At 65.7% G+C, this 25786-nt stretch carries 18 protein-coding genes, 1 tRNA gene, 1 other RNA gene, 6 pseudogenes and 1 riboswitch; of the genes and pseudogenes, 14 read left to right on the forward strand and 12 right to left on the reverse strand.

Translation table 11 applies throughout. The features are described 5' to 3' along the window. Window positions 1-14 precede the first annotated feature (14 nt). Complete coding sequence (locus SYNGFB01_RS00290; protein WP_048016456.1) at window positions 15-329, forward strand: hypothetical protein; 315 nt, start codon at window positions 15-17, stop codon at window positions 327-329. Here the strand turns inward: SYNGFB01_RS00290 and SYNGFB01_RS00295 are convergent. Continuing rightward, on the reverse strand, window positions 289-864 hold the full coding sequence (locus tag SYNGFB01_RS00295) for a methyltransferase (protein ID WP_082325778.1): 576 nt from the start codon (window positions 862-864) through the stop codon (window positions 289-291). The genes SYNGFB01_RS00290 and SYNGFB01_RS00295 overlap by 41 nt on opposite strands. Then, window positions 836-2191: a cation:proton antiporter gene (locus SYNGFB01_RS00300; protein WP_048016457.1), complete on the reverse strand. Its 1356-nt coding sequence runs from the start codon at window positions 2189-2191 to the stop codon at window positions 836-838. The genes SYNGFB01_RS00295 and SYNGFB01_RS00300 overlap by 29 nt, the downstream gene beginning before the upstream one ends. 123 nt (window positions 2192-2314) lie before the next feature. On the opposite strand from SYNGFB01_RS00300, the pseudogene SYNGFB01_RS00305 reads away from it, so the two are divergent. Further along, window positions 2315-4716, forward strand: a pseudogene (locus SYNGFB01_RS00305) (phosphoketolase); the annotation flags it as partial. Window positions 4717-4762: 46 nt separating this feature from the next. Further along, window positions 4763-7284, forward strand: a pseudogene (locus tag SYNGFB01_RS00310) (glycogen/starch/alpha-glucan phosphorylase). Here the strand turns inward: SYNGFB01_RS00310 and SYNGFB01_RS00315 are convergent. The 3 genes from SYNGFB01_RS00315 to SYNGFB01_RS00325 all read right to left on the reverse strand — a co-directional run bounded on the left by SYNGFB01_RS00315 (window position 7281) and on the right by SYNGFB01_RS00325 (window position 8303). Then, window positions 7281-7727 carry a hypothetical protein gene (locus tag SYNGFB01_RS00315; protein WP_048016495.1) on the reverse strand — a complete coding sequence of 149 codons (447 nt, stop codon included), beginning with the start codon at window positions 7725-7727 and terminating at the stop codon, window positions 7281-7283. The pseudogene SYNGFB01_RS00310 and the gene SYNGFB01_RS00315 overlap by 4 nt on opposite strands. A 46-nt stretch (window positions 7728-7773) precedes the next feature. Beyond that, complete coding sequence (locus SYNGFB01_RS00320; RefSeq protein ID WP_048016458.1) at window positions 7774-8106, reverse strand: hypothetical protein; 333 nt, start codon at window positions 8104-8106, stop codon at window positions 7774-7776. 123 nt (window positions 8107-8229) lie between these two features. Beyond that, window positions 8230-8303: transfer RNA gene (locus SYNGFB01_RS00325), tRNA-Arg, on the reverse strand. An 82-nt stretch (window positions 8304-8385) separates the two neighbouring features. Between SYNGFB01_RS00325 and rnpB the strand changes: the two genes are divergently transcribed. Together rnpB and SYNGFB01_RS12745 are read left to right on the forward strand one after the other, a co-directional pair. Beyond that, an RNA gene (gene rnpB, locus SYNGFB01_RS12220) (RNase P RNA component class A) lies at window positions 8386-8810 on the forward strand. 18 nt (window positions 8811-8828) lie between these two features. Continuing rightward, a pseudogene (locus SYNGFB01_RS12745) lies at window positions 8829-9440 on the forward strand (ribonuclease III domain-containing protein); the annotation flags it as partial. A gap of 108 nt (window positions 9441-9548) precedes the next feature. Here the strand turns inward: SYNGFB01_RS12745 and SYNGFB01_RS00335 are convergent. Then, window positions 9549-9728: an NAD(P)H dehydrogenase subunit NdhS gene (locus tag SYNGFB01_RS00335; protein WP_048016460.1), complete on the reverse strand. Its 180-nt coding sequence runs from the start codon at window positions 9726-9728 to the stop codon at window positions 9549-9551. A gap of 65 nt (window positions 9729-9793) precedes the next feature. Between SYNGFB01_RS00335 and rimM the strand changes: the two genes are divergently transcribed. Together rimM and SYNGFB01_RS00345 are read left to right on the forward strand one after the other, a co-directional pair. After that, a complete protein-coding gene (rimM, locus tag SYNGFB01_RS00340; RefSeq protein ID WP_082325773.1) occupies window positions 9794-10393 on the forward strand; it encodes a ribosome maturation factor RimM in 600 nt (199 codons plus the stop codon). Window positions 10394-10448: 55 nt separating this feature from the next. Further along, complete coding sequence (locus SYNGFB01_RS00345; protein WP_048016461.1) at window positions 10449-11960, forward strand: mannose-1-phosphate guanylyltransferase/mannose-6-phosphate isomerase; 1512 nt, start codon at window positions 10449-10451, stop codon at window positions 11958-11960. On the opposite strand, the gene glmS is transcribed toward SYNGFB01_RS00345, so the two are convergent. Together glmS and psaC are read right to left on the reverse strand one after the other, a co-directional pair. Then, window positions 11947-13845, reverse strand: coding sequence for a glutamine--fructose-6-phosphate transaminase (isomerizing) (gene glmS, locus SYNGFB01_RS00350; RefSeq protein ID WP_048016462.1), 1899 nt, complete (start codon window positions 13843-13845; stop codon window positions 11947-11949). The genes SYNGFB01_RS00345 and glmS overlap by 14 nt on opposite strands. Window positions 13846-13904: 59 nt before the next feature. Further along, a complete protein-coding gene (gene psaC / locus SYNGFB01_RS00355; protein WP_006850103.1) occupies window positions 13905-14150 on the reverse strand; it encodes a photosystem I iron-sulfur center protein PsaC in 246 nt (81 codons plus the stop codon). 151 nt (window positions 14151-14301) lie between these two features. On the opposite strand from psaC, the gene acpP reads away from it, so the two are divergent. The 7 genes and pseudogenes from acpP to SYNGFB01_RS00380 all read left to right on the forward strand — a co-directional run bounded on the left by acpP (window position 14302) and on the right by SYNGFB01_RS00380 (window position 20010). Further along, a complete protein-coding gene (acpP, locus tag SYNGFB01_RS00360; RefSeq protein WP_048016463.1) occupies window positions 14302-14544 on the forward strand; it encodes an acyl carrier protein in 243 nt (80 codons plus the stop codon). 8 nt (window positions 14545-14552) lie between these two features. Beyond that, entirely contained in the window at window positions 14553-15803 is a 1251-nt protein-coding gene (gene fabF / locus SYNGFB01_RS00365) for a beta-ketoacyl-ACP synthase II (protein ID WP_048016464.1), read from the forward strand. A 162-nt stretch (window positions 15804-15965) separates the two neighbouring features. Beyond that, a pseudogene (gene tkt, locus SYNGFB01_RS00370) lies at window positions 15966-17422 on the forward strand (transketolase); the annotation flags it as partial. Between the two features lie 57 nt (window positions 17423-17479). Beyond that, complete coding sequence (locus SYNGFB01_RS15030; RefSeq protein ID WP_235299833.1) at window positions 17480-17899, forward strand: transketolase C-terminal domain-containing protein; 420 nt, start codon at window positions 17480-17482, stop codon at window positions 17897-17899. A 56-nt stretch (window positions 17900-17955) separates the two neighbouring features. Then, window positions 17956-18369, forward strand: coding sequence for a GtrA family protein (locus tag SYNGFB01_RS12750; protein WP_152669444.1), 414 nt, complete (start codon window positions 17956-17958; stop codon window positions 18367-18369). Next, window positions 18366-19064, forward strand: coding sequence for a glycosyltransferase family 2 protein (locus SYNGFB01_RS00375; protein ID WP_048016465.1), 699 nt, complete (start codon window positions 18366-18368; stop codon window positions 19062-19064). Before SYNGFB01_RS12750 ends, SYNGFB01_RS00375 begins: the two co-directional genes overlap by 4 nt. A 10-nt stretch (window positions 19065-19074) precedes the next feature. Then, window positions 19075-20010 (forward strand): UDP-glucuronic acid decarboxylase family protein, encoded by a 936-nt coding sequence (locus SYNGFB01_RS00380; RefSeq protein ID WP_048016466.1) that lies wholly within the window; start codon window positions 19075-19077, stop codon window positions 20008-20010. A 2031-nt stretch (window positions 20011-22041) separates the two neighbouring features. Here SYNGFB01_RS00380 and thiC read toward each other — a convergent pair. From thiC to SYNGFB01_RS00400, 4 genes and pseudogenes are all read right to left on the reverse strand, one after another. Beyond that, window positions 22042-23443 (reverse strand): annotated as a pseudogene (gene thiC, locus SYNGFB01_RS00385) (phosphomethylpyrimidine synthase ThiC). Window positions 23444-23502: 59 nt separating this feature from the next. Then, window positions 23503-23609: riboswitch (TPP riboswitch) on the reverse strand. A gap of 29 nt (window positions 23610-23638) precedes the next feature. After that, window positions 23639-24240 (reverse strand): annotated as a pseudogene (locus tag SYNGFB01_RS00390) (HEAT repeat domain-containing protein). 29 nt (window positions 24241-24269) lie between these two features. After that, window positions 24270-24512, reverse strand: coding sequence for a DUF3188 domain-containing protein (locus SYNGFB01_RS15035; protein WP_048016467.1), 243 nt, complete (start codon window positions 24510-24512; stop codon window positions 24270-24272). After that, window positions 24509-25786 carry an amidohydrolase gene (locus tag SYNGFB01_RS00400; protein WP_082325774.1) on the reverse strand — a complete coding sequence of 426 codons (1278 nt, stop codon included), beginning with the start codon at window positions 25784-25786 and terminating at the stop codon, window positions 24509-24511. Before SYNGFB01_RS00400 ends, SYNGFB01_RS15035 begins: the two co-directional genes overlap by 4 nt.

The following is a 25786-nucleotide window of genomic DNA, read 5'->3' on the forward strand; positions in this document are numbered from 1 at the left end:
ATCGCCCGCGTGCCTTGCCCCTCATCGGCCCCGACTGGTCAGCCCTGCTGCCGGGCATCGCCCTCTGGGCCCTGGCCCTCTACCTGCCGCTGAGCCTGCCGCTGACGCGCCTCGAGCAGGCCCTGGCGGCCGGCAGCCTCGAACCGGCCGTGCAGCAGCTGCTGCTCGTGATCGCCAGCCTGGCCCTGGCCCTGGCGATCGGCACCCTCACCGACCTGGGCCTCGGCTGGGCCCTGGGACCCTCCTGGGCGTCCAGCCTGGGGCTGATGGCCTGCGGCTGGGGGCTGTTCACAGCGCTCGCCAGTCGAGCCAGGGACAACGGGGAATGATCGCCGCCGTGGCGCTCCTGTAGGCGGTGTACTCGGGATGGGTGGCCGCCAGGGAGCGCTCCTCACGCCGGGCCTTGCCGCCCAGTACCGCCGCCAGCCCGAGCAGCAGGGCCAGGTGCAGCAGACTGCCGAGCGCGAGCGTGATCCCCAGCGAGCAGACCAGGATCGCCTGGTAGAGGGGATGGCGGCAGCGAGCATAGGCCCCGCTGGTCATGAGGGGGGCGCCGGCCATCGGCTCGGGAAGCGGCGTGAGGCTCGGCCCGAGGCCCCGGAAGGCCAGGGCAGCCAGCACCAGCCCCACCAGGAACAGCGTCGCCCCGCCGATGGCGAGGGGCAGCGGCCAGGCGTAGCCCCAACTGCCGGGGGCCGGCCATGGCGGCAGCAGATGGGCGGCGATCAGCGTCAGCTGGGCCAGCAGCCACCATTCACCGCGACGGTTGTCGAACCAGCCGCCCCAGCTCAGGCCCCAGCGCCGCAGCAGATCGAGACCCGCTGCGCCGGAGGTCTCAGGTGGGGATTTCGGCGNNGGGGTCAAGGTCGGGGCCTCCAGCACTGCCACCCAGCACCACTCGTAGCAGGATCGGCGCCAGGAAGGTGGTGCCGATCACCATCAGCAGGATGGCGGCTTCAAGGGCCGGGGTGAGCAGGCCGGCCTGGCTGCCGAGGCCGAGGAAGATCAGGCCAACTTCTCCGCGGGGCATCATCCCCAGACCCACCACCAGGCGGTTGGTCTTCTCCTTGCTCACGTAGCTCCAGCCGGCCGCCACCTTGCCGGCGATCGCCACCACCAGCAGGAACGCCGCCACGACCAGCCCCTCGCGGTTGGCCGGATCGAAGGGGTTGAGCACCGAGAGGTCCATGCCGGTGCCGATCAGCACGAAGAAGATCGTGGCGAACAGGGCCACCAGGGGCTTCACCGTTGCCTGGATGGCATGGGTGTGGCGCGAGCTGCTGAGGATCAGGCCGGCGGCGAAGGCCCCCAGGGCCGCCTCCAGCCCGATCGCCTGGGCCGAGAAGCAGCAGAGGGACAGCACCACGAAACTGGCCACCACCACCTCGCCTGGGGCCTTGAGCTGATCGAGCACCCAGTCGAAGCCGGGGGCCGCGGTGCGGCTGAGGAACAGCGCCGCCGCCACGAACACCCCCGCCGCGGCCACCAGCCTGAGGATCGGGCCGATGCTGAAGCCATCGCCGCCGGCCAGGCTCACCACCACCGCCAGGATCACGATGCCGAGGATGTCGTCGAGCACCGCCGCACCGATCACCGTCTGGCCCTCGCGGGTGCGCAGATAGCGCAACTCGCCGAACACGCTGGCCGTGATGCCGATGCTGGTGGCGGTCATCGCCGCGCCGGCGAACACGGCCGGGATCAGCGGCACGTGGAAGAAGTAATAGAGGCCGGCGGTGCCCAGGGCGAAGGGCAGCACCACCCCGGTCACCGCCACCGTCGTGGCCTGCAGACCGACGGCCACGAGTTCATCGAGTTCGCTCTCGAGGCCGGTGAGAAACAGCAGGGCGAACAGGCCGATCTGGGAGACCGCCTGCAGATTGGGGAANGTTTCGCGGTAGAGATCGGCCACCGCCTCGCCCGGCAGGTCCGACAGGGAACTGAGCAGCGACAGGCCCCAGCCGCTGAGCTGGGCCTGGGTTTCGGGCGGCACGATCAGATGCAGACCCGACACGCCGATCAGCACGCCGGCCACGAGTTCGCCCAGGATCGTGGGCAGCTGGAAGCGCACCATCAGCTCCGCCAGCGTGCGGGCGGCCACGAAGATCACCAGGAACTCACCCACCGAGATCAGGGTGTCGGCCACCTCGAGCTGGTGGCCTCCCACCTCGAGCAACAGGGCTGGCAGGGTCATGGGAGAAAGCGAATGGCGCCGACGCTAAGGCCGGTCTGGTGTTCAGACGCTGATCTCTAGAGGTCCGGCAGGCACCGCCCTGCATCAATCGCTACGGTCACTTCAGGCGATCGATGGCAGGCCATGCCCCCAGAAGCGACCGCTCTCCAGCAGGGGCCCCGGGCCGCGTCGCAGCAGGAACTCGAGCGGATCGACGCCTGGTGGCGCGCCGCCAACTACCTGGCGGTGGGGATGATCTACCTCCAGGACAACCCGCTGCTGCGGGAGCCGCTGCGACCGGAGCACATCAAGAACAGGCTGCTGGGTCACTGGGGATCGAGTCCGGGCCAGGCCTTCATCTGGGCCCACGCCAACCGGGTGATCCGGGCGCACGACCTCGACATGATCTATCTGTCGGGTCCGGGCCACGGCGCGCCCGGGGTGCTCGCCCCCACCTACCTCGATGGCTCCTACAGCGAGATCTATCCCGACAAGAGCCAGGACGCCGAGGGGATGCGCCGCTTCTTCAAGCAGTTCTCCTTTCCCGGCCACATCGGCAGCCACTGCACCCCGGAAANCCCCGGGTCGATCCATGAGGGGGGAGAACTGGGCTATGTGCTCTCCCACGCCTGCGGGGCGGTGTTCGACAACCCCGACCTGATCGCCCTGGCCTGCGTGGGCGACGGCGAGGCGGAGACCGGGCCGCTGGCCACCAGCTGGCACATCAACAAATTCCTCAATCCGATCAGCGATGGCGCCGTGCTGCCGGTGCTGCACCTCAACGGCTACAAGATCGCCAACCCCACCCTGCTGGCCCGCATCCCCCGCGAGGAGCTGGCCAGCCTGATGCGCGGCTACGGCTGGGAGCCCCTGTTCGTGGAGGGATCCGAACCGATGGCCATGCACGCCGCCATGGCCGATGCCATGGACCAGGCCGTTGCCACCATCCAGCGGGTTCGCCGGGGGTGCCGCGAAAGCGGCGAGGCCGTGCGCCCCGCCTGGCCGATGATCGTGCTGCGCTCCCCCAAGGGCTGGACCGGCCCTGAGGAGCTGCGCGGCAAGAAGCTGGAGAACTTCTGGCGCGCCCACCAGGTGCCCCTGCCGGCGCCGAACCGGGACCCGGAACAACTGGCCATGCTCGAGAGCTGGCTGCGCAGCTACCGCCCCGAGGAGCTGTTCGGCGCCGACGGCGCGCTCAAGGCGGAGCTCAAGGCCCTCTCCCCCCAGGGCCCGCTGCGGATGGGCTCCAAGCCCCATGCCAACGGCGGCGTGCTGCGCCGCAAGCTGCGCCTGCCACCGATCGAGACCTACGCCGTGCCGGTGGAGCAGCCCGGAACCAGCGAGGCGGAGAACACCTATCCCCTCGGCCAGCTGCTGCGCGATCTGATCGCCCGCAATCCGGATTCAATGCGCGTCTTCGGGCCGGATGAAACCGCCTCCAACCGTCTCCAGGCCATCTACGAGGTGAGCAAGAAGGTGTGGATGGAGGAATTCCTGCCGGAGGACATGAACGGCAGTGAACTGAGCCGCAACGGCCGGGTGGTGGAGATGCTCTCCGAGCACACCCTGGTGGGGATGATGGAGGGCTACCTGCTCACTGGCCGCTACGGCTTCTTCCACACCTACGAGGCCTTCGCCCACGTGATCGCCTCGATGTTCAACCAGCACGCCAAGTGGCTGGAGAGCTGCATTCATCACGCCCCCTGGCGGGCGCGATCGGCCCCTGGACCTGCCTGATCTCCTCGACGGTGTGGCGCCAGGACCACAACGGCTTCACCCATCAGGACCCCGGCTTCATCGACCTGGCCGGCAACAAGAGCGGCGAGGTGGTGCGTGTCTACCTGCCCCCGGATGCCAACTGTCTGCTGGCGGTGGCCGAGGAGGCGCTGGTGGAGACCAACGTCTGCAACATCATTGTCTCGGACAAACAGAAGCATCTCCAGTACATGACCCTGGACCAGGCCCGCGCCCATGTGGCCAAGGGCATCGGCATCGTGCGGTGGGCCAGCAACGACGACTGCGGCACCGAGCCCGATGATCCCGATGTGGTACTGGCCTGCGCCGGCGACATCCCCTCCAAGGAGACCCTGGCGGCCGTGGAGATCCTGCGCCGCGAAATCCCCCAGCTCAGGATCCGGGTGCTCAACGTGGTGAAGCTGTTTGCCCTCACCCAGCCCAGCGAACATCCCCACGGCCTCTCGGACCGCGACTTCGACAGCCTGTTCACCACCGACAAGCCCGTGATCTTCAACTTCCACGGCTACCCGTGGCTGATCCATCGCCTCACCTACCGCCGCACCAACCACGTGAACATGCATGTACGGGGATACAAGGAGAAGGGCAACATCAACACGCCACTGGAGCTGGCGATGAACAACCAGATCGACCGCTTCAACCTGGTGATCGACGTGATCGACCGCGTGCCGACCCTCGGCTCCCGCGCCGCGCACGTCAAGGAACGCATGAAGGACGAGATCATCCGTCACCGCGCCTACGCCCACACCCACGGCATGGACGCCCCTGAGGTGACCGGCTGGCGCTGGAACTCCACTGGCCCGGGCGATCCGAGGCCAACCCCGCGGAGCTGCCGGCATGAGCGAACTGCTGCCCAGCAATCTGAGGCTGCCCACACCGGGCTGCTATGCCGACCCCGACCGCAGCGGCCTGATGGCCGATGACGTGTTCGACGGCATGACCGAGCACCTCTTCTACACGCTCGGCAAGCTGGCCCCCACCGCCAGCCGCCACGACCTCTACATGGCGCTGAGCTACGCGGTGCGCGACCGGCTGATGACCCGCTACCTGGCCGGGCTCGAGGCGATCAGCACCACCCCCACCCGCGTGGTGGCCTACCTCTCGCCGAGTTCCTGATCGGCCCCCAGCTGGGCAACAACCTGCTCATGCTGGGGATCCAGGAGGCCGCGGCGGAAGCCCTGCAGCGCTTCGGCGTCGACGACCTCAACGAGATCCTGGAGGTGGAGGAGGAGCCGGGGCTGGGCAACGGCGGCCTGGGTCGCCTGGCAGCCTGTTTCCTGGAGTCGCTCGCCTCGCTGGAGATTCCGGCCACCGGCTACGGCATCCGCTACGAATTCGGCATCTTCGACCAGCTGATCCGCGACGGCTGGCAGGTGGAGATCACCGACAAGTGGCTCAAGAGCGGCTGGCCCTGGGAACTGCCCCACCCCGACCANGCCTGCTTCGTGGGTTTCGGCGGACGAACCGAGAACTACCGCGACGACAACGGCAACTACAGAGTGCGCTGGATTCCCGATGAGCATGCGATCGGCGTTCCCCACGACGTACCGGTGCTGGGCTACCGGGTGAACACCTGCGACCGGCTGCGCCTCTGGCGCGCCGACGCCACCGAGAGCTTCGACTTCTATGCCTTCAACATCGGTGATTACTACGGCGCCGTGGAGGAGAAGGTGGGCAGCGAGACCCTCTCGAAGGTGCTCTACCCCAACGACGGCACCGACGAAGGCCGCCGCCTGCGGTTGAAGCAGCAGCACTTCTTCGTGAGCTGCTCCCTTCAGGACATGATCCGCAACCTGGACGCCCGCGGCATCCCGGTCACCGAGTTCGCCGACCACTGGGCGGTGCAGCTCAACGACACCCACCCGGCGATCGCCGTGGCCGAGCTGATGCGGCTGCTGCTCGACGACAAGCACCTCGACTGGGAGACCGCCTGGGGCATCACCACCGCCTCGGTGGCCTACACCAACCACACCCTGCTTCCCGAGGCCCTGGAGAAGTGGGGCCTGCCGCTGTTCGGGTCGCTGCTGCCGCGCCACCTGGAGCTGATCTACGAGATCAATCGCCGCTTCCTGCAGCAGGTGCGCCTCAAATACCCCGGCAACGAAGACATCCTGCGCCGCGTCTCGATCATCGACGAGGAAGGCAGCAAGGCGGTACGCATGGCCAATCTGGCCACGGTGGCCTCGCACCACATCAACGGCGTGGCAGCCCTGCACAGCCAGCTGGTGACAACAGAGCTCTTCCCCGACTTCGCGGCCCTCTGGCCGCAGAAGTTCACCAACGTGACCAACGGCGTGACACCCCGACGCTGGGTGGGTCTGGCCAATCCACAGCTCTCCAGCCTGCTCAACGAAACGATCGGCGAGGGCTGGATCCGCGATCTCGATCAGCTGCGCCAGCTGGAGCGCCATGCCGACGATGACGCTCTGCTGGAGCGCTGGGGAGCCACCAAGCTGGCGGTGAAGCATCAGCTCAGCAACTACATTCATCGCCACACCGGCGTGCTCGTCGATCCGGCATCCCTGTTCGACGTGCAGGTGAAGCGGATCCACGAATACAAACGCCAGCATCTCAACGCCCTCCAGGTCGTCGCCCGATATCTGCGCATCAAGAACGGCCAGGCTGAGGGAATGGTCCCGCGCACGGTGATCTTCGGCGGTAAGGCGGCGCCGGGCTATTACATGGCCAAGCTGATCATCCGCTTCATCAATGGCATCGCCGAAACGGTGAATTCCGATCCCGACATGGAGGGAAGGCTACGGGTGGTCTTCCTGGCCGACTACAACGTGAAGCTGGGCGAGCGGGTGTATCCAGCCTCCGATCTCTCCGAGCAGATCTCCACCGCGGGCAAGGAGGCCTCCGGCACCGGCAACATGAAATTCGCCATGAACGGCGCACTCACGATCGGCACCCTGGATGGTGCCAATGTGGAGATCCGCGAGCATGTNGGGGTCGAGAACTTCTTCCTGTTCGGCAAGACCGCTGAGCAGATCAACGCGCTGCACCGTGACGGCTACCGCCCCTGGGAACTGATCCCCTCCCTGCCGGAGCTGGGTGAAGTGCTGCGGCTGATCGAGCANGGGCACTTCAGCAACGGCGACGGCGATCTGTTCCGGCCGCTGCTCCAGAACCTCACCGGCCGTGATCCCTTCTTCGTGCTGGCCGACTTCGCCGATTACCTGCGCGCCCAGGAGGCGGTCGACGACGTCTGGGCGGATCGTCGCCGCTGGAACCGCATGTCGCTGCTCAACACGGCCCGCACCGGATTCTTCTCCTCGGATCGCTCGATCANGGACTACGCCGAACGGATCTGGAAGGCGGAGCCCTACCCGATCACGATCACCTGCGAACTGGACTAACCGGGCAGATCCGGCGTCTGATGCAGCAGCCGGTTGAGCCGCAAGCGGTCGGCATTGAGGGGGTCCGGGGCCAGTTCCCCGGCCACCTCGCGGAATTTCTGCTCCACCGCCTCGGGAACGCGCACATCGAAGATGCGCTCCATCAGGGCCTCGATCGAGAAGAGGTGAGCGTTGATGTTCTCCAGATCGGCCATGGCCTGCTGCACGCCGTCGGATTCCGTGGCAGCTGCCCCCGGAGCCACGGCAGCGGGGCCCTCCACNGCTCCATCGCCATGCAGCTTCTGCAGTTCATCGAGCACCCGCCCGGCCAGGGTGCGGAAAGCCTGCAATGCCGCCCAGTTGAGTTCCTGCTGCTGACGCAGGGTNGGGTTCTCGCGGATCAATCGGTCATGTTCCCGATAGAAACGCTGGCAATCAGGGCATTGGCAGGGCTCTTCGGGCACCGCGATCCCATCTGTCATCAAATCCCATCATGGCACCGGGAAGCCCTCAGGCGGCCAGGGGACCCGGATCAGCGTCGGCATCGGTCTGCCCATCCTCCGTCTCGGCAGCAGCCGGCAGGGGAATCTCGATCGAACTGACCACATTGATCACGTCGCGCAGGCGCATCGAATCGGCGAACCATCCCATCGCCTGCTCTGTGTCGCCGCGGCGCTCGGCATCGCCGGCCTGCTCCTCGTGGGCCTCCGCCAGGAGCGCCAGCCAGCAGAGGCAGCGGGCCTGGACCACCGAGAGATCGAGATCGTCGGTCTGGCTGTTGGCAATGCGCTCACTCTCCTGCTGCACCAGCAGGCGCAGGCGCAGGTCATGCAGCTGGGTCATCGCGGAACGGCGACTGGGGCCACGCTAGCCGCGGTGCCTGAATTGGGAAGGGCACTAGCTGTAGTGCTGACGACCGTCGGCGTGATGGCACAGAGCGTGCTGGTGCGTGCTGCAACCACTCGACGGGGCTGGCGGGACTCGAACCCACGACCTACGGTTTAGGAAACCGTCGCTCTATCCGGCTGAGCTACAGCCCCAGGGCCGAGCTCACGCTCAGCGTCCCGCCATTATCGACCACGCGATCGGGCTGGGCATCCGCCACGGGCGATGATGGGATCCGAAAGCAGGCGAGGTGATCGCGATCGGGAGGCTGATGGTCTTCGGAACGGAAGCCTGCCTGGTTGAGGAAAGTCCGGGCTCCCCAATGGCCAGGCTTGCTGGGTAACGCCCAGTGCGGGTGACCGTGAGGAGAGTGCCACAGAAACACACCGCCGATGGCCCCGGTTCCGCTTCGGTGGAGCAGAGCACAGGCAAGGGTGCAAAGGTGCGGTAAGAGCGCACCAGCAGCATCGAGAGGTGCTGGCTCGGTAAACCCCGGCCGGGAGCAAGGCCCAGGGACAACGGTTGGCCATGGCACCAGTCCCGCCCCAAGCGCGCCGCTCGAGGCCGCCGGCAACGGCGGTCCCAGACAGATGATCATCCCCGCCGCAGCGTCTCCGGGCGCCGGCGGAGAACAGAACCCGGCTTACGTCCTGCTTTCACCCCTTCCACCCAGCGCCGTCGTGACCCCGCAGCGCCGCCAACGTCTGCTGACCTTTCTGCGCAGCCTCGGTGTCGATCCAACCGCCGCCGACGGCCCCGGCGGCAGTGCAGCGGCCCTGGCTCCGATCGAGGAGGCCCTCTCTCACAGTTCGGCGAGGCTGACCCACAATCACGAGCGGCTGGAATTCCTCGGCGATGCCGTGCTGCGCCTGGCCGCATCCGAGTACCTGCGGGAGCGGCATGGCCAGCTGAGCGTCGGTCGCCAGTCGACCCTGCGGGCCCAGCTGGTCAGCGATCGCTGGCTGGCGGAGCTGGGCGAGCGCTGCGGCATCGAAGCGGTGTGGCGGATCGGGCCGATGGCTGCCGGGGATCCGGCAGCTCGCGCCACCCTCCGGGCCGAACTCTGCGAGGCCCTGATCGGGGCCCTTTACCTCACCTGGGGAGGTGCTCGGGGAGGCCTCAGGCCGGTGCTGGAGTGGCTCACCCCCCACTGGCAGCGCAGCAGCGCTGAACAGCTGGCCGATCCCGACCGCCACAACTGGAAAACCGGCCTGCAGGAGTGGACCCAGGCCCGGAATCTGGGGCTGCCCCGCTACCGCTGCGAGGAACGCAGCCGCATCCACGCCGACCCGCGCCGTTTCCGTTGCGAGGTGGAGGTGGGTGATGACACCGCTGCTGAAGGCTGGGGAGCTCCCGCCGGGCAGCCGAGCAGGATGCCGCCCGGATCGCCCTGCAGCGGCTCAGGACTGCTCCAGAGTGCTGAGCGGCAGGGTCACGAGCTTGTCCCAGTTGCCACCTTCGAAGAGAACGGCAGCCTGGCTGCCGCTGAGCCGCTGCACGAAGCCGCGATAGCCGTTGTAGATGGAGCGCTGGTCCCGCACCACCACGGTCGAGCCCGGCAGGATCGGCAGGTTGGCCATGGAAGTCGAGGGGGGCGGCGTCATTATCAACCCCAGACACCGCTGCTGCCGAGTCCAGCCGCCCGATGCGATCCGAACAGCCGTCCCCCGAACCGCTGCAGGGCTCAGTCCCGCCGCCCGAGCCGTTTCCACCGCAGGAGCTGCTGGTGGTGGTGGGACGGCTGGTGGCCGCCCAGGGACTGCAGGGTGAACTGCGGCTGCTGCCGCTCAGCGACTTCCCGGAGCGCTTCACCAGGCCTGGACGGCGCTGGCTGCGCCGCGGCGGCCAGCCGGCCCGGGCCGTTGAACTCCACAGCGGCCGCCGGCTGCCCGGCAAGGAGCTGTTCGTGATCCGCCTGGACGGCATCGACGACCGCAACGCCGCCGAGGCACTGGTGGGGCACGAGCTGCTGGTGGACGCCAGTGACCGGCCCAGACTGGCGCCCGGGGAATTCCACCTGCTCGACCTGGTGGGACTGGAGGTGCGGCTGCTGGACTCCGGTGAGGTGATCGGCCGGGTGCAGGACCTGATCCATGCCGGCAACGACCTGCTTGAGGTGGCCCTCGGCGAAGAGCGTGGCAACCGCAGGATCCTGATCCCGTTCGTGATGGCGATCGTGCCGGAGGTGCACGTGCAGGAGGGCTGGATCGGGCTCACCCCGCCGCCCGGGCTGCTCGAACTCTGATGGAGTCCTGACCAGCGCCATACAGCGGCCGGCGGGGTGCGCGAATCTGGGGTGGATGTGCTCCGGTCAGATCGTGCCCGACAGCAGCTCCAGCCTGGTTCCAGTGATTCTCTGCGGCGGCACGGGCACGCGCCTTTGGCCCCTTTCGCGCGCCAGCTACCCGAAGCAGTACTGGGCTCTGGCCGGCAGCGGCGACCACACCCTCCTGCAGCAGACCCAGCTGCGGCTGGTGGGTCTGCCGGATCAGGCGCCACCGCTGCTGGTCTGCAACGAGGAGCACCGCTTCATCGTGGCCGAGCAGATGCGCCAGATCGGCGTGGAGCCAGCGGCGATCCTGCTGGAGCCGATGGGCCGCAACACCGCCCCGGCGGTGACGATCGCCGCGCTCCAGGCCACCGCCGGAGGCGCTGATCCGCTGCTGCTGGTGCTGGCCGCCGATCATCTGATCCGCGACGCCGCCGCCTTCCGAGCCGCCGTGATCGCCGGGCTGCCGGCGGCCGAGGCCGGCCAGCTGGTGACCTTCGGCATCGTGCCGACGGCTCCTGAAACCGGCTACGGCTACATCGANGCGGCCGCACCGCTCACCAGCGCCGATGGTGGCGCACTGGTCTTGGCCGAACCGGTGCCGATCGCGCGCTTCGTGGAGAAACCCGATCGAGCCACCGCCGAGGCGTTCCTGGCCAGTGGCCGCTTCACCTGGAACAGCGGCATGTTCCTGTTCCGCGCCAGCGCCATGCTGGCCGAACTGGAACGGCTGGCGCCGGAGGTGGTGAGCGCCTGCCGGGCCGCCCTGGAGCACGACAGCTCCGATCTGGATTTCCTGCGGCTGGAGCGGGAGGCCTTCGCCCGCTGCCCCAACCTGGCCATCGACGTGGCCGTGATGGAGAAGACCGACCGCGGCGCGGTGCTGCCCCTGCAGGCCGGCTGGAGCGACGTGGGCAGCTGGAGCGCCCTGTGGGAGACCGCCGAGCGCGACGGCCAGGGCAACGTGCTGCGCGGTCGGGTGATCAGCGAGGCCAGCCGCAACTGCTACCTGCGCAGCGAACACCGCCTCGTGGTGGGACTCGGTGTGGAGGACCTGGTGGTGGTGGAAACCGACGACGTAGTGCTGGTGGCCCACCGCAGCCACGCCCAGGAGGTGAAGACGATCGTGGGGCGACTGGAGGCCGAGGGGGCCAGCGAAAGCCAGGCCCATCGCCGCATCTACCGGCCCTGGGGCTGCTACGACGGGATCACCGAGGGCGAGCGCTGGCAGGTGAAGAAGATCGTGGTCAATCCCGGTGCCAGCCTGTCGCTGCAGATGCACCACCACCGCGCCGAGCACTGGATCGTGGTGAAGGGCACCGCCGTGGTGGAGAAGGACGGCCAGGAGCAGCTGGTCGGCGAGAACCAGAGCACCTACATCCCTCTGGGCTGCAGGCACCGGCTCTCCAACCCGGGCAAGATCCCGGTGGAAATGATCGAGGTGCAGAGCGGCGCCTACCTGGGCGAGGACGACATCGTGCGGTTCGAGGACCGCTACGGCCGCTCGGATACGGCGGTCAGCCCAGCGGTCACTCCACGGTGACGCTCTTGGCCAGATTGCGGGGCTGATCCACATCCAGACCCCTGTGAGCAGCGATGTGGTAGCTGAGCAGTTGCATGGGGATGAGGGTGAGCAGCGGACTGAGCAGCTCATCCACCGCCGGCATCGGCAGCAGCACATCGAACAGCTCGGTGTCGCCACAGGCGGGTCCCACGCCGATCAGACGCGCATCACGGGCCTTGGCCTCCTGGGCGTTGCTGAGCACCTTCTCGAACACCGCACCGGGCATGGCGATCGAGACCACCGGCACGCGCGCATCCAGCAGGGCGATCGGGCCGTGCTTCATCTCTCCGGCGGGATAGCCCTCGGCGTGGATGTAGCTGATCTCCTTGAGCTTCAGCGCTCCCTCCAGGGCGATCGGGAAATTAATGCCGCGGCCGAGGAAGATCACATCCTGGGTGCTCTCGAACTGGTGGGCCAGGGCCGCGGCCCGCAGGTCGTGGTCGTCGATCAGCTGGCGGAGCTGATCGGGCACCGCGCGCAGACCGCCCACCAGCTCCTGCAGCCGCTGGCGGGTGATCGTGCCGCCGCCGGCGGGCTGGCCCACCCGCCGCTCGGCAAAGGCCAGGGCGAGGCCGTAGAAGGCCAGCAGCTGGCCCAGGAACGTCTTGGTGGCCGCCACGCCCACCTCGATGCCGGCACCGATGTCGAGGATGTGATCCACCAGGCGCCCCAGGGAGCTCTCCGGCCGGTTGGTGATGCCGAGCAGCCGCGGTGCATAGGCGGGGTCGGCCACCAGCTGGCGCCGCTCCTGCTCCATCAGCAGGGCAGCCAGGGTGTCGGCCGTCTCACCCGACTGGGTGACACCGATGGTGAGAGTGTGAGGCGCCAGCGGCGGCGGCGCATAGCGGAATTCACTGGCATAGAACACGCTGCTGGGGATGCCCGCCAGCTGCTCCAGCAGATGGGCGCCAACCTGAGCGGCGTGGCGACTGGTACCGCAGGCCAGGATCTGAATCCGCTCCACTCCGCCGTAGAAGTCGTGGTCGAGCGGCAGAGCCACCAGCGGCCCTTGCTCAGGCAGGTGTCGGGCGAGCCAGAGCGCCGCCGTCTCGGGCTGCTCGTGGATCTCCTTGAGCATGAAGTGGCGGAAACTGCGCTTGTCGGCCACGTGCTCGGTGCCGCTCAGCAGGCTGGGTGCGCGCTCCACCCGCTCGCCGGCCTGGTCGTAGAGCTCGATCCCCAGCGGGGTCAGCAGCGCCACCTCGCCGTCCTCCATCGGCAGGATCGTGCGCGTGAACCCCGCCAGGGCGGGGGTGTCGCTGGCGCAGAGGAACTCCCCCTCGCCCAGGCCAATCAGCAGCGGCGCCGCCTTGCGGGCCACCACCAGGGCACCGGGCGTGCGGGCCCACACCACGGCCAGGGCATAGGCCCCCTGCAGCAGCGGCAGAACCGCCTGCACGGCCTGCAGCAGCAGCGCGCCGGTGGCGGGCCTGCCCTCGGCCAGCAGCGGCTCCAGCTGCCGGGCCACCAAGTGCGGGATCACTTCGGTGTCGGTGTCGGAGCGGAACGCCACGCCAGCGGCCTGGAGCTCCTCCCGCAGGCTGCGGTGGTTCTCGATGATGCCGTTCTGCACCACGGCCAGCTNNCCCCCGGCATCGAGATGGGGATNGGCGTTGCGCTCCTCCGGCTTGCCGTGCGTGGCCCAGCGGGTGTGCCCGATGCCGCACTGCCCCGTAGCCCCCTCCAGCTCGAATCGGGCGACGAGGTTGGCCAGCTTGCCCTCAGCCTTGAGGCAGTGCATGGCGCCACCGCTCACCGTNGCGATGCCGGCGGAGTCGTAGCCGCGGTACTCGAGCTGCCGCAGCCCTTCCAGCAGCAGGGGAGCCGCCTCCCGCGAACCGATCAGGGCAACGATGCCGCACATGGGCTGAAGGGCACAAAAAAACCCGGCCGGAGGCCGGGCCTGAGCTTATGGGAGCCGGCTCAGTACGCCAGACCCATCGAGCGGGTGGTCTCGTCGCCGAGATACACGCGGATGCTGAGGAAATCGGTGGGGCAGGCGGTTTCGCAGCGCTTGCAGCCCACGCAATCCTCGGTGCGGGGAGAGGAGGCGATCTGGCCGGCCTTGCAGCCATCCCAGGGAACCATCTCGAGAACGTCGAGCGGGCAGGCCCGCACACACTGGGTGCAGCCGATGCAGGTGTCGTAGATCTTGACGGCGTGAGACATGGGCCTGAGCCGGAAACAGACGGCGTGACGCCCAAAGTACTGAAAGCCTCCGGCGGCCATGCGGGCCGTCGGCCAGCCCGTCACCCTTGTTCATACGCCGCCGGAGCAGGGTCNGGGCGCCCCGTAGAGTGCGTCGACTCTCACAGCGGCCATGTCCCAGGAAGCGGTCTTCGAGAAAGTGCGCTCGATCGTTGCCGAACAGCTCAGCGTCGATGCCGCCGAGGTCAAGCCGGAATCCAACTTCCAGAACGACCTGGGTGCCGATTCGCTCGACACGGTCGAACTGGTCATGGCTCTGGAAGAGGCCTTCGACATCGAGATCCCCGATGAGGCTGCCGAGGGCATCACCACCGTCGGCGACGCCGTCAAGTACATCCAGGACAAGCAGGCCTGAGCCGCTCCATGGTCCAGGGTCTCCGCCGCGTCGTCGTCACCGGCCTCGGCGCTGTCACACCGATCGGCAACGACGTCTCCAGCTACTGGGAGGGCCTGAGCACCGGGCGCAACGGCGTGGCGGGAATCACGCTGTTCGATGCATCGCGCCATGCCTGTCGCTTCGCCGCCGAGGTGAAGGACTTCAATCCCTCCGGCTGGCTCGAGCCGAAGGAGGCCAAGCGCTGGGATCGCTTCTGCCAGTTCGGCGTTGTGGCGGCCAAGCAGGCAGTGATCGACGCCGGGCTCAGCATTGACGTCTCCAACGAGCAGCGCGTCGGCGTGGCGATCGGGTCCGGCGTGGGCGGACTGCTGATGATGGAGACCCAGGCCCACGTTCTCACCGAGCGGGGACCGGATCGGGTGAGCCCGTTCTGCGTGCCGATGATGATCCCCAACATGGCCGCCGGCCTGGCCGCCATCGCCCTGGGAGCCAAGGGTCCGAGCACCGCCGTGGCCACGGCCTGCGCCGCCGGGTCCAACGCCATCGGGGATGCCTTTCGCCTGATCCAGCTCGGCCTGGCCGACGCCATGGTCTGCGGCGGCGCCGAATCGGCGATCACCCCCCTGGGCGTGGCAGGCTTCGCCAGCGCCAAGGCCCTGTCATTCCGGAACGACGATCCCGCCACCGCCAGCCGCCCCTTCGACGCTGAACGCAACGGCTTCGTGATCGGCGAGGGCGCCGGCATCCTTGTGCTGGAAAGCCTTGATCACGCCCAGGCGCGGGGCGCCTCGATCCTGGCCGAGATGGTGGGCTACGGCATGACCTGCGATGCCCACCACATCACCGCCCCCTCGCCCGGGGGCGTCGGCGGTGCCGAAGCGATGCGCCTCGCCATGCGGGACGGGGGCCTGGAGCCCCGCGACGTGGACTACGTCAATGCCCATGGCACCAGCACCCCTGCCAACGACAGCAACGAGACCGCCGCGATCAAGGCCGCCCTGGGCGATCACGCCCAGCGGATCCCGGTGAGCTCCACCAAGTCGATGACCGGCCATCTGCTGGGCGGCAGCGGCGGTATCGAGGCGGTCGCCGCGGTGCTGGCGATCGGCCATAACGTGGTACCCCCCACCATCAACTACCAGAACCCCGATCCGGCCTGCGACCTCGACGTGGTGCCCAATCAGGCCCGTGAAGTCCCGGTCGACGTCGTGCTGTCCAACTCGTTCGGCTTCGGTGGCCACAACGTCTGTCTGGCCTTCCGCCGCCTGAGCGGATGATCACCTGAACCGCTCGACGCAGCCGCCGGGCCCAGCAGGTTTCCCTCCTCCTCCCTCCTTCACACCCCCAGNCCATGGTCGTCGCTCCCAGNCTCCACCGCCACCAGCAGCAGCCTGGAGAATCTCTGCATCAACAGCATCCGGTTCCTGGCGGTCGATGCGATCAACAAGAGCAACTCGGGTCACCCGGGCCTGCCGATGGGCTGCGCTCCGATGGCCTACGCGCTCTGGGACCGGGTGCTGAAGCACAACCCCAAGAACCCCCAGTGGTTCAACCGTGACCGCTTCGTGCTCTCGGCCGGACACGGCTGCATGCTGCTGTACGCGCTGCTGCACCTGAGTGGCTACGACTCGGTGACGCTCGACGACATCAAGCAGTTCCGCCAGTGGGGCTCCAAGACCCCGGGCCACCCGGAAACGTTCGAAACCCCGGGGGTCGAAGTCACCACCGGGCCCCTTGGCCAGGGAATCGCCAACGCCGTGGGCCTGGCCATGGCCGAGGCCCATCTGGCCGCGACCTTCAACAAGCCCGACTGCACGGTGGTGGATCACTACACCTATGTGGTGATGGGCGATGGCTGTAACCAGGAAGGCGTGAGCGCCGAAGCCGCCTCCCTCGCCGGCCATCTGGGCCTGGGCAAGCTGATCGCCCTCTACGACGACAACCACATCACGATCGACGGCAACACCAATGTGTCGTTCAGCGAGGATGTGCTGAAGCGCTACGAGCCTACGGCTGGCACGTGCAGCACGTGGCCGACGGCAACACCGACGTGGAGGGCATCGCCCGGGCGATCGAGGCCGCCAAGGCCGTCACCGACCAGCCCTCGATCATTAAGGTTACTACCACAATCGGCTACGGATCGCCCAACAAGGCCAACACAGCCGGTGTGCACGGCGCAGCCCTGGGCGCGGAGGAAGCCGACCTCACCCGCAAGAACCTGGGCTGGGGCTATGGNCCCTTCGAGGTGCCCCAGGAGGCCTACGACCACTGGCGCGAGGCGATCACCCGTGGCGCCGCCGCCGAGGCGGAGTGGAACAACACCCTGGCCGACTATCGCGCCAAGTATCCGGCCGAGGCTGCCGAATTCGAGCGTCGGCTGCGCGGTGAGTTGCCCCAGGGCTGGGATGCCGGCCTGCCCCGCTACGGCGCCGAAGACAAGGGACTGGCGACCCGCCAGCACTCCTACAACTGCCTCAATGCGATCGGCCCCAACCTGCCGGAGCTGATCGGCNGCTCCGNCGACCTGACCCACTCCAACCTCACCGACATCAAGGGCGAGAAGAGCTTCCAGAAGGGGGCCGAAGCCAACCGCTACCTGCACTTCGGCGTGCGCGAACACGCCATGGCCGCGATCCTCAACGGCCTCGCCTACCACGGCAGCGGGCTGATNCCCTATGGCGGCACCTTCGTAGTGTTCGCCGGCTACATGGTGGGCGGCATGCGCCTCTCGGCCCTGAGCGAGCTGGGCGTGATCTACGTGCTCACCCACGACTCGATCGGTCTTGGGGAAGACGGCCCTACCCACCAGCCGATCGAGACCCTGGCCAGCCTGCGTTCGATCCCCAACATGCTGGTGATCCGCCCCGGCGACGGCAACGAAACCAGCGGCGCCTACCAGGTGGCCGTGGCGAACCGCAAGCGACCCAGCGTGCTGATCCTCAGCCGTCAGGCGATGGCCAACCAGGCCGGCTCCAGCCCCGAAGCGGTGGCCAAGGGTGGCTACATCCTCGAAGACTGCAGTGGCACGCCTGAACTGATCCTGATCGGCACCGGCTCTGAACTCGAGCTCTGTACCAAGGCCGCCGCACAGCTGCGCTCCGAAGGCCGCAATGTGCGCGTGGTGTCGATGCCATGCGTCGAGCTGTTCGAGGAGCAGGATGCCGCCTACCGCGAGAGCGTGCTGCCTGCTGCCTGCCGCAAGCGCCTGGTGGTGGAAGCCTCCAGCAGCTTCGGCTGGCACAAATACGTGGGCTTCGACGGCGCCACGATCTCGATCGACCGCTTCGGCGCCTCGGCCCCTGGCCCCCTGTGCATGGAGAAGTTCGGGTTCACGGTTGAGAATGTGGTGGCTAAGGCGAAGGGGCTGGGGTAGAAGCAATCTTGGAGGGCAGCAAAATCTCTAGAGAATCAAATGACTTCGTTGGGCAGATGATCTATCAAGGCTCTCGACTGAGAGCCTCTAAATTGGTGGCTGGACGTAAACGGCGCTTCGGGCTTGCAGGACTCGTTAATATCCTGTTGACCAACCTGATTCTGCAGGGGCTGCTCCTAATACCAGCACTTCCTTCATCGGTGTGCGCACTGATGAGCCAGGCATGGAATGGCGTGATGGGCTACATCATCTACGGCAAGTGGGTGTTTCGCGCTTCTGGCCTAAGAGAGGGAAGACCATTGCTACGCTACAGTCTCACGCAAGTGCTACTTTGGTTCCTGAACTGGAGCATAATTTCTATTGGCGTATCAGCAGGCATCAATAGAAATCTTACAGCCCTACTGGGAGTCCCAATACTCGCGGTAATCTCGTACGCAATTCAAAAATACTGGATCTTCTTGCCAAGATGAAGCTCAGCGTTATTGTTCCCTGCTACAACGAGGTCGAAACGATTGAGACGCTGATCGCCGCAGTACGCAAGGCCCCTATCAATGAGCTTGAGTTGGTGGTTGTGGACGATGGCTCCACCGATGGCTCTAGAGATTTGCTCAGAATTCTGGACCAGTCCAATCACTCGGACTTACGCATCATTTTCCATGATCGCAATCAAGGCAAAGGCGCAGCTCTGCGCACGGGATTCCTCGCAGCAACTGGAGATATATGCATCGTCCAAGATGCCGATCTAGAATACGATCCCCAAGAATTTCCAATTGTCATCGGCCCAATCCTAGAAGGGAAGGCCGACGTTGTTTTCGGCAGCCGCTTCCAAGGAGGGCGGCCTCACCGTGTGGTGTATTTCTGGCATCGCATGGGGAATGCCTTCCTTACGCTGCTAAGCAACATGTTCACAGACCTGAACCTGTCGGACATGGAAACCTGCTACAAAGCGTTTCGACGAGAGGTTATCCAGAAAATACAGATCCGCGAAAACCGCTTCGGCTTCGAGCCAGAGGTTACAGCCAAAGTCGCCAAGATGAACCTACGCATTTACGAGGTAGGGATATCCTACTATGGCCGTACATATGGAGAAGGGAAGAAGATCGGGTGGCGAGACGGATTCAGAGCCATTTACTGCATTCTCAAGTACAATCTGATGCCAAGATGATGAGTACTTGATGGGGGTAGCCCGCAACATGGTGACCGGCGGAGCCGGCTTCGTGGGCTCCCACCTCGTCGACCGGCTGATGGAGGCCGGCGAGGAGGTGATCTGCCTCGACAACTTCTTCACCGGACGCAAGGCCAACGTGGCCCAGTGGATCGGTCATCCCCGCTTCGAGCTGATCCGGCACGACGTGACCGAGCCGATCCGGCTGGAGGTCGACCGCATCTGGCATCTGGCCTGCCCTGCCTCGCCGGTGCACTACCAGTTCAACCCGATCAAGACCGCCAAGACCAGCTTCCTTGGCACCTACAACATGCTCGGCCTGGCCCGGCGGGTGGGGGCGCGGCTGCTGCTGGCGAGCACCTCGGAGGTCTACGGCGATCCGGAGGTGCATCCCCAGCCGGAGGGCTACCGCGGCTGCGTCAACACGATCGGCATTCGCAGTTGCTACGACGAGGGCAAGCGCATCGCCGAGACGCTCTGCTTCGACTACCGGCGCATGCACGGGACCCAGATCCGGGTGGCGCGGATCTTCAACACCTACGGCCCCCGCATGCTCCCGGACGACGGCCGGGTGGTGAGCAACTTCATCGTGCAGGCTCTGCGCGGTGGACCGCTCACGCTCTACGGCGATGGCAGCCAGACGCGCTCGTTCTGTTACGTGGATGACCTCGTGGAGGGCCTGATCCGGCTGATGAACGGGGATCACACCGGCCCGATCAACCTCGGCAACCCTGGTGAGTTCACGATCCGGCGGCTGGCGGAGCTGGTGCGCGAACGGATCAACCCGGAGCTGGAGCTGATCTGCAAGCCACTTCCCGCCGACGACCCCACCCAGCGGCAGCCCGTGATCGATCTGGCCCGTGAGCAACTGGGCTGGCAGCCCACGGTCCCGCTGGAGCAGGGCCTGGAGCCCACCATCGCCTGGTTCAAGCAGGCCATCAACTAAACATCTTGGTCAAACCATGCGGATTACAACTCTTTCTATTGCAAAACATGTCCTGCATTGGTTAGTGATTCCAGCCATCGCTGTAATCATAACGCTTTGGCCGACCCTGTCCAGCGGACTGGAACAACTACAAACAGATCCCGGTGATACATTATTAAATCTCTATTTCCTGGAGCACGCCTATAAACATTTCAGCGCTCATCATATTGCTAATTCCGAACGCTACTGGTCGCCTCAGTTTTTCTGGCCCATCAAAGACACCCTTGCATGGAGCGACCACTTGCTTGGCCCCAGCATGATCTATGGGCTGTTCCGCTCAGTTCTCGATCCTTTTCAGAGTTATGTCGGATGGCTGAGCGTAACGCTGGGGCTCAATTACATCAGCATGCGAGCAACTGTCCAACGGATTAGTCCTCAGACTCGAAGTAGCTGGTTGAGTATCGCGGCACTGGTCACCGCATTCAGTCCTACAATCACACAACAGCTTGGGCACCCACAACTGCTGAGCCTGTTTCTGATCGGCCCAATCCTTTGGCAATGCCACAGACTAATCAGCCTGGATTGCGAGAAGTTTTACATAAGCGACTGGCTTATTCTTGCGAGCTGGCTTCTTGCCAATGGTNTTTTTTAACATCTATGTCTTTGTTTACGCCTGCTATGGAGCACTGACCTGCTCCGTTATCCACCTTTTCCGACGAATCCGCGCTAAGTCGTATGGAATATCCCTCGGCAATGGGCTTCCTCTTCGAATCAGCCTATTGCTTATATTGATTGCCCTAAATCTGGCAATTTACACCCCCTATCTGCAGACTCTGAAAACCTTCGGGGAACGCCCTCTTGAGGAGATCAGCACAAATCTCCCCAAGCCTGGGAGTTGGCTCTTTGGAAGCAGCCATTGGCTTCTCCCGCCGCCATGGACAGCCGACAATGTGAATCCTGAATGGGTTTACGGGAGTGAACAGGAGCTGTTCCCTGGTTGGGCACTGCTCATCCTGTTGTCAGCATCAATCATCACGGCCCTGTCCCTTAGAGGGGAGAAAGCAAGATCACTAAGAGCTTGGCTCTGGGCTCTTGCAGCCATGATACTCCTGAGCATTTCCATCAACAACCTCAGCGCTTGGCTGCTTATCAGCAGTCTGTTGCCGGGTGCCAGTTCGCTAAGAGCGTCTAGTCGTGTAGCAATGATTATAGTCCTTTTTACCGCGCCAGCTATAACTCTTGCAGCCGCCCAATGGCAACTAAAGATACAAAGAAGCTGGACGCCCCTGGCTGCACTATTTGNCCTATCGGGAAGTTTTGTAGGGATCTGGCCTATCAGTCAACCTGCATTTTCACTGGCGGAGTGGAGGAAGGAGACGAGCTCAATCAGCAGCGCTCTGAACAAAAGTGATTGCGATGTATTTTGGTACGAATGGATCGATCAACCGCCTTGGAGGGCTCACGTGGTGGCCATGCATGTGCAGTTGCGAACAGGCATTCCGACTGCAAATGGTTACAGCGGGCAATTCCCCAAAGGCAATTGGCCTTACACAAGTCCCTCAGGCTTAACAGCTTTCAGTTGGATTAGCTCTACCAATCCAGGCCTCCATCATCGAATTCGAAGCACTAAAGCCAAGAAGAACATATGCATAGTCAATTCAAGCAAGGAGAATCAGGTGAATATTCGAAAACTTGACTATAGATTCGGTGTCCCTCATGATTCAAATATCAGTTTTACGCCTACCGAGGTGTTATTGTCTAACGCCCTGATAACACTCGCTACCGACCGTAGTCAGAATATCTATATGAAAATTAGCGGAAGCGGAAATAGAATGGAGAGAACATGGCTCATGCTAAGGCGAGACGGCATGCCGATACCGGCAGATCGAGGAAACTACATGTTGACAGATGCAGAACTCAACGGGAACTCTGTCTTGATTACAGACACAAATGAAGGCGAAGGGATAGCATATCAATGGAAAATTGATGCCAATACTGGAATTTTTGAAGGCCAAACCATGGTAGAAATTCGATAAAAGCAGCCAAGGTTATCTATCTTGTTGTTGCTTCGCCAAAAAAAGCATGATCCTCAACCCCACCCTTGGCCTTGAGGATCTCCTCTAGAGCAGCGATGTCTGCATCGGCAATCTTCGTCTGCATCGGGCAGTGCTTAGGCCCGCACATCGAGCAGAACTCTGCTTGCTTGTAGATGTCGGCCGGCAGGGTTTCGTCGTGATACTCCCTTGCCCGCTCCGGATCGAGCGACAGCTCGAACTGCCGGTTCCAGTCGAAGGCATAGCGGGCGCGGCTGAGCTCATCGTCCCGGTCGCGNGCNCGGGCGATGGCGGGCGATGTCGGCGGCGTGGGCGGCGATCTTGTAGGCAATCAGGCCATTGCGCACGTCCTCTGGGTTGGGCAGGCCCAGATGCTCCTTCGGGGTCACGTAGCAGAGCATCGCCGTTCCATACCAACCGGCCATGGCGGCACCGATGGCGCTGGTGATGTGGTCGTAGCCGGGGGCGATGTCGGTCACTAGAGGACCGAGCACATAGAAGGGGGCCTCGGCGCACTCCTCCATCTGCTTGCGCACGTTGAATTCGATCTGGTCCATCGGCACATGGCCGGGGCCCTCCACCATCACCTGCACGTCGTGAGCCCAGGCGCGGCGGGTGAGCTCGCCAAGGGTCCTGAGTTCAGCCAGCTGGGCTTCATCGGAAGCATCGTGCAGGCAGCCGGGCCGCAGCGAATCACCAAGTGAGAAGCTGCAGTCGTAGCGCTTGAAGATTTCGCAGATGTCGTCGAAGCGGGTGTAGAGCGGGTTCTGCTTGTGGTGATGGAGCATCCACTGAGCCAGGATGCCACCGCCGCGGCTCACGATCCCGGTGAGGCGGCCCTTCACCTTNGGCAGATGCTCGATCAGCAGGCCGGCGTGGATGGTCTGGTAATCGACGCCCTGCTGACAGTGCTTCTCGATGATGTGCAGGAAATCGTCTTCACTGAGCTTCTCGATCGAGCCGTGCACGCTCTCGAGAGCCTGATACACCGGCACCGTGCCGATCGGCACCGGCGAGGCAGTGATGATCGCCGTACGCACCTCATCGAGGTTGACGCCACCGGTGGAGAGATCCATCACGGTGTCGGCGCCGTATTTCACCGCCAGCTCGAGCTTCTGCAGCTCTTCGGCCACATCGCTGGCGTTGGGCGAGGCGCCGATGTTGGCATTCACCTTGCACCGGCTGGCGATGCCGATCGCCATCGGCTCCAGGTTGGGGTGGTTGATGTTGGCCGGGATGATCATCCGGCCCCGCGCCACCTCCTCCATCACCAGCGATTCGGGCAGGTTCTCCCGCTTGGCCACATGTGCCATCTCCTCGGTCACCACGCCCTGGCGGGCGTAGTGCATCTGGCTCACGTTGGCTTGGCCTTGGCGCTTCTCGATCCAGGCGCTGCGCATGACGGGCTGTGGCGGAGGGGAAACCTGCCGGCGTGGCCGGCAGCAGCGGGGCGCAGCCTGAGCGTCTCTTCTCACTTCCCTGCGCCGGCATGACCCGGATCAGGTTCGGAGGGTGTGATCTCAGCCCGGCAGCGCAGAAGCGCTGAGGGCACCCCTAGTGACTTAGTCAACCTAGCAAGGGCCCACCGATGCGGTTCAGCCCTGCAGACCGTTGAGGGCCGCAGCCACCACGCGGTGGTCGGCATCCTGCTGCAGGGCCACCAACTCGGCCCGGGCGGCGGCGGCCTCAGCGCTGTGCGGCGGGCACTCCCGCACCAGCCGGCCCAGGATCTCGGCGCCGCCCACCCGCACGGTGCCGTCGGCATCCGCCACCGCCAGGCACGCCAACTCCAGCAGGTGTTCGGGCACGGCGTCGCCGTGCTCCGCCACCGCGGAGAGCACGCTGCAGCGCAGCAGCCAGTGGCCATCACGGCGGAAGGCCGCCAGCAGCAGCGGCCAGGCCCGCGCCAGGCCATGGCTCACCAGGCGTTGGCCGCCTCGGCGCGCACATTCACATCCGGATCGTGCTCCAGCGCCGCGGCCAGGGCCTGCCAGCCCGCCTCGCTGCGCTTCACCCCCAGCCCGGCGCAGCTGAGTGAGCGCACCAGGAAGGCCTCCTGATCCAGGCCCAGCAGCAGCAGCGGGATGGCCTGCTCCGGCGGCACCTCCCGCAGACCCGCCAGTGCCGGCAGCGAACGGCTGGGATCGCCGCTGAGGATGGCTTCACGGAGCGCCGCGATGGCAGGGGAGTCGGGCATGGCGGGATTCAACGGAACTTGAATGGCATTCAGTGGCGCTCGCCCCGCAGAGCCATCAGCAGGGCGCGGCGGCGGCGCTGCCGCGACCACAGGGAGAACAGCATCAGGCTGATGCCGATCAGCAAGGCGGGCAGCACCTGCCAGCGATCCAGGCCATGGCGCTGCAGCAGCATCAGCAGGGACAGGAGGGTCAGCAGCGGCGCTGACAGTGCCAGCGGAAGCGACCCATCCCAGCCAGGACCGGTCCTGCCCGAGCGGCTGGAACGCCTCAAGGGTTGGACGAGCCGCTCGGGCGCTCCATCCAGCGCAGCAGGCTGAGTGTCAGCACCCGGATCCCCACCGGCAGGGCCGACTCATCGGGGGCGAACGTGTTGCTGTGCAGCGGCGTGCAGCCCTCCGGACCCGCCACCCCAAGCCGGAACATGGTGCCGCGCGTGGTCTCGAGCAGTTCGGCGAAGTCCTCGGCCCCCAGCGAGGGCTGCTCCAGCCACTGCACGCGCGAACGGCCCAGCAGCTCCACCGCGGCGTCGGCCACCAGTTCGGTGAGCTCGGGATCGTTGTGCACCGGAGGGGAGATGCAGCGGTAGCGCACCCGCGCCTCGCCGCCATGACCCTGGCAGAGGGCGTGCACGGTGTCTTCGATCCAGGCGGGCAGCTGGGCGTGAAGGTCGAGATCGAGGCAGCGCACCGTGCCCAGCAGGCGCACGTGGTCGGCGATCACGTTGAAGGCCCTGCCGCCCTCGATCCGACCGAAGCTCACCACCACCGGGTGCAACGCATCGAGACGGCGGCTGATCGCCTCCTGCAGACCGCTCACCACCCGCGCCGCGATCCAGATCGCGTCGGTGCTCTGATGAGGCCGGGCCCCGTGCCCTCCCTCGCCGAGCACTTCCACCTCCAGCTCGCCCGCGGCCGCCGTGAGGCTGCCGCTGCGCACCCCGACCGTGCCGGCCGGCAGGCTTGGGAAGACGTGCACCCCGAACAACGCCTGCACGCCGTCCATGGCGCCGTCGGCCTTCATCCACGCCGCCCCCTGGGCGGTTTCCTCGGCCGGCTGGAACAGCAACCGCACCCGGGCGCTGAGCCGCTGGGGCTGCCGCCCGGCCAGATCCGCCAGCAGCCAGGCCACGCCCAGGCCAACCGCCGTATGCAGATCGTGCCCACAGGCATGCATGAGCCCCTGCACCGTGGAGGCATAGTCGAGGCCGGTGCGCTCCTCCACCGGCAGGGCATCCATGTCCACCCGCAGCGCCACCAGGGGCACCGGCGTGCCATCCGGGCGCTGCTGCGGACCGAGCTCGGCCACCACACCGGTGCGGCCCACCCCCTCGCTCACCTGCCAGCCCCAGCGGCGCAGCTCGCCGGCCACCAGGGCCGCCGTCTGCTGTTCATGGCCGCTCAGCTCCGGGTGGCGGTGCAGGTGCCGCCGCAGCTGGATCAGTTCCGGCAGACGCGCCGTCAGGGCCGGCTCCAGCTCCAGGCCCTGCCAGCTGCACGGCTGGGGGGCGGTGGCGGAGCCGGCATGGAAAGGCGGGGGGCTGGTCAT

This window comes from Synechococcus sp. GFB01 (genome assembly GCF_001039265.1).
GTDB lineage: Bacteria > Cyanobacteriota > Cyanobacteriia > PCC-6307 > Cyanobiaceae > NIES-981.

Bases quoted from the DNA above. Each gene is read 5' to 3' on its own strand.
- acpP (WP_048016463.1), top strand. From the start codon at position 14,302: ATGTCCCAGGAAGCGGTCTTCGAGAAAGTGCGCTCGATCGTTGCCGAA.
- SYNGFB01_RS12750 (WP_152669444.1), top strand. From the start codon at position 17,956: ATGATCTATCAAGGCTCTCGACTGAGAGCCTCTAAATTGGTGGCTGGA.
- SYNGFB01_RS00400 (WP_082325774.1), bottom strand. From the start codon at position 25,786: ATGACCAGCCCCCCGCCTTTCCATGCCGGCTCCGCCACCGCCCCCCAG.
- SYNGFB01_RS15030 (WP_235299833.1), top strand. From the start codon at position 17,480: ATGGCCAACCAGGCCGGCTCCAGCCCCGAAGCGGTGGCCAAGGGTGGC.
- fabF (WP_048016464.1), top strand. From the start codon at position 14,553: ATGGTCCAGGGTCTCCGCCGCGTCGTCGTCACCGGCCTCGGCGCTGTC.
- SYNGFB01_RS00375 (WP_048016465.1), top strand. From the start codon at position 18,366: ATGAAGCTCAGCGTTATTGTTCCCTGCTACAACGAGGTCGAAACGATT.
- psaC (WP_006850103.1), bottom strand. From the start codon at position 14,150: ATGTCTCACGCCGTCAAGATCTACGACACCTGCATCGGCTGCACCCAG.
- rimM (WP_082325773.1), top strand. From the start codon at position 9,794: ATGCGATCCGAACAGCCGTCCCCCGAACCGCTGCAGGGCTCAGTCCCG.
- SYNGFB01_RS00380 (WP_048016466.1), top strand. From the start codon at position 19,075: ATGGGGGTAGCCCGCAACATGGTGACCGGCGGAGCCGGCTTCGTGGGC.
- SYNGFB01_RS00335 (WP_048016460.1), bottom strand. From the start codon at position 9,728: ATGGCCAACCTGCCGATCCTGCCGGGCTCGACCGTGGTGGTGCGGGAC.
- SYNGFB01_RS00320 (WP_048016458.1), bottom strand. From the start codon at position 8,106: ATGACCCAGCTGCATGACCTGCGCCTGCGCCTGCTGGTGCAGCAGGAG.